Genomic DNA, 2,293 nt, shown 5'->3' with positions numbered 1-2,293 from the left:
CGACGAGGGCGACCATGGCGGGATGTTCGAGTACGGCGACAGCCGGACCGGCGAGCCCATGATGATCGACAACAACCCCGACCGGTCCCGCGCGCACCTCGTGGAGCTCAACGAACAGCACCCCAACCAGTACTGGCAGATCAAGGACGCGGGCGGCGGCCTCCACACCGTCAGCAGCGCCGGCAGGTGCCTGACCGCCACCGCCTCCCGACAGGACGTCGCCTCACTCGGGTGCGACGGACGCGCCGAGCAGAAGTGGCGGCTCGACAGCCCGGGAGACCCACCTCCTCACCGGCGACCACCGGCCCCGCCTTCACGCCGCACACGCGCGGCCGGGCGCCGGCTTGGGGCCTGCACGAGTGGCGCCACCCTGCTGACCCACCTGGGCGAGCAGGGTGCGTGCCATCGGGCCCGGCCCGGCGTCGACGCCCGGACGGTGGTCAGTCGTCGACGCTGATCCTGATCGATTCCAGGTGCTGCTGCACGGCGTCGGTCAGGTCGCCGTTCACACCGATGGTGAGGGTGTCCGTCGACTTGAGGGTGTAGGGGGATTCCAGGGCCGCCTTGATCGCGACCTTGAACTTGGCACTCTCGACCTGGTCGTTCTCGGTCGAGAAGTTGATCGGGACCCACGGGTTGAGGGCGTGGTTCACGTCATTGGGCATGACCGAGGCGGGCAGGGTCAGGTTCACCGTCACATGCTTCTCGACCTTCACCTCCCCGCGGCCGTCCTGGGCGAAGCCCGTGATCACCAGGCTGCCGTAGTACTGGCTCTGGGCGTTGACGCTGGCCTTGAACGTGATTTCCACAGATTCCTCCATCGAGTGATCGTCGGTCCCGGCCTCCGGCACCCGGGTCCGAGGCGGTCACTCGGGAACGATGCTCCCGGCCTCGGGGCCCCGCGGGCCCTGGACGACGTCGTAGGAGACCCGCTGGTTCTCCTTGAGCTCGCGTACGCCCGGAGTGGCGATATTGCTGAAGTGCGCGAAAACGTCGGGGCCGCCGTCGTCCTGCGCGATGAACCCGAAGCCCTTGTTGACGTCGTAGTGCTTGACCGTGCCAGTCGCCACAATCTCTCCTTTCCTCGTGCTCCCTCACCGGACACTCGGTCAGTGCCGTCGAGTGGCCGTTGCCCGCGGCGAGGGCGCGGATGGCGCCCCCACGGGTCTCCTTCCGTTGGTTCCGGACGCCCGCGAGGGGCAGACGGATGTGTTCGCCACCTGGTCGGGTGGCGCGCGGAGTTCGGCCAACCGCTCCGCACGGTGGGTCTGCCCGGTCACCGCCCGGGGCCCATCGGGCAGGGGCGGTCCCTTCATCCGGTGGGTGAAGGGGCCACCCTGGTCAGGCTCCCAGCTGCTCGGCGGCGAGCGCGGTGCCCTGTACGCGGGCGCGGATCTTGGCGAACGCGGTGTCGCGGGAGGTGGAGGTGTCGTCGGCGAACGGTGCGAACCCGGCGTCGTCGCAGGTGCCGAGCTGGTCGAGCGGGAGGTGGCGGGCGGCTTGCAGGACGCGGTCGCGGACCTCCTCGGCCGTCTCCACGCGGGGGTCGATCGGGTCGGTCACGCCGACGAAGACGCGGAGGCCCGGCCGCAGTTGGTCGGCGACGATGCCCAGGACCCGGTCCGGGTCGGCCTCACTGGCCAGCTGGAGGTAGAAGTTGCCCACGGTGAGCTTGAACAGGTGCGGCAGCAGCTCGGCGTAGTCGACGTCGAGGCTGTGGGTGGAGTCCAGGTCGGCCCCGGGGCCGGTGTGGACGCCGATCCGGGCGCGCTCGGCCTCGGTGAAACGGGACAGCACCGTGTTGTTCAGTTCGACGAGGTCGCGCAGCAGCTGACCGCTCGGGTCGAGCTTGAGTGACAGGCGGCCTTCCTCGAAGTCCAGTTGGACGACGTGCGCGCCCGCGTCCAGGCAGCCGCGGATGTCGGTCTCCGCCTCGCTCGCCAGGTCGTCGAGGAACTGTTCGCGCGGGTAGCCGGCGATCCCGTCGGGCGGGTAGAGCAGGCTCAGGGCGGAGGGGGCGACGACGGCCTGCTTCACGGGGAGTTCCGTGTGCTGCTTCGCGGCCCGCAGATACTCCTGCGCGTACGTCTTGTAGCGGAAGGGTCCGGAGGTCAGCCGGGGCAGCTGCCGGGTGTGGCCGTCGGCGAACGGGATGACGGCCCCGTCGGGGTCCAGGTCGGACAGCCCTTGGAGTGGGTAGGTGAGGAAGCTGGGCTTGGCCTGCTCGCCGTCGGTGAGCACCGGCGACCCGGTGGCCGCCAGCTTCTCCACGGTCTCGCGAACGGCCTGGCTC

3 protein-coding genes and 1 pseudogene are annotated in these 2,293 nt (G+C 70.0%); 1 reads left to right on the top strand and 3 read right to left on the bottom strand.

The window, feature by feature from the left end; translation table 11 throughout:
* Positions 1-457, top strand: a pseudogene (locus VR45_RS27365) (RICIN domain-containing protein); the annotation flags it as partial.
* On the opposite strand, the gene VR45_RS27360 reads toward VR45_RS27365, so the two are convergent.
* From VR45_RS27360 to VR45_RS27350, 3 genes are all read right to left on the bottom strand, one after another.
* The gene (locus VR45_RS27360) at positions 441-809 is read right to left on the bottom strand and encodes a hypothetical protein (RefSeq protein ID WP_045942511.1); all 369 of its coding nucleotides are present in this window, start codon (positions 807-809) and stop codon (positions 441-443) included. The pseudogene VR45_RS27365 and the gene VR45_RS27360 sit on opposite strands and share 17 nt — an antisense overlap.
* A 57-nt stretch (positions 810-866) precedes the next feature.
* Positions 867-1,070: a cold-shock protein gene (locus VR45_RS27355; protein WP_045942510.1), complete on the bottom strand. Its 204-nt coding sequence runs from the start codon at positions 1,068-1,070 to the stop codon at positions 867-869.
* Positions 1,071-1,341: 271 nt separating this feature from the next.
* On the bottom strand, positions 1,342-2,293 hold a 952-nt coding region (locus VR45_RS27350), incomplete at its 5' end, for a 5-methyltetrahydropteroyltriglutamate--homocysteine methyltransferase (protein ID WP_045942509.1).

The organism is Streptomyces sp. NRRL S-495 (genome assembly GCF_000966955.1).
GTDB classification, from domain to species: domain Bacteria; phylum Actinomycetota; class Actinomycetes; order Streptomycetales; family Streptomycetaceae; genus Kitasatospora; species Kitasatospora purpeofusca.
This window is presented reverse-complemented; position numbering and strand designations above follow the sequence as displayed.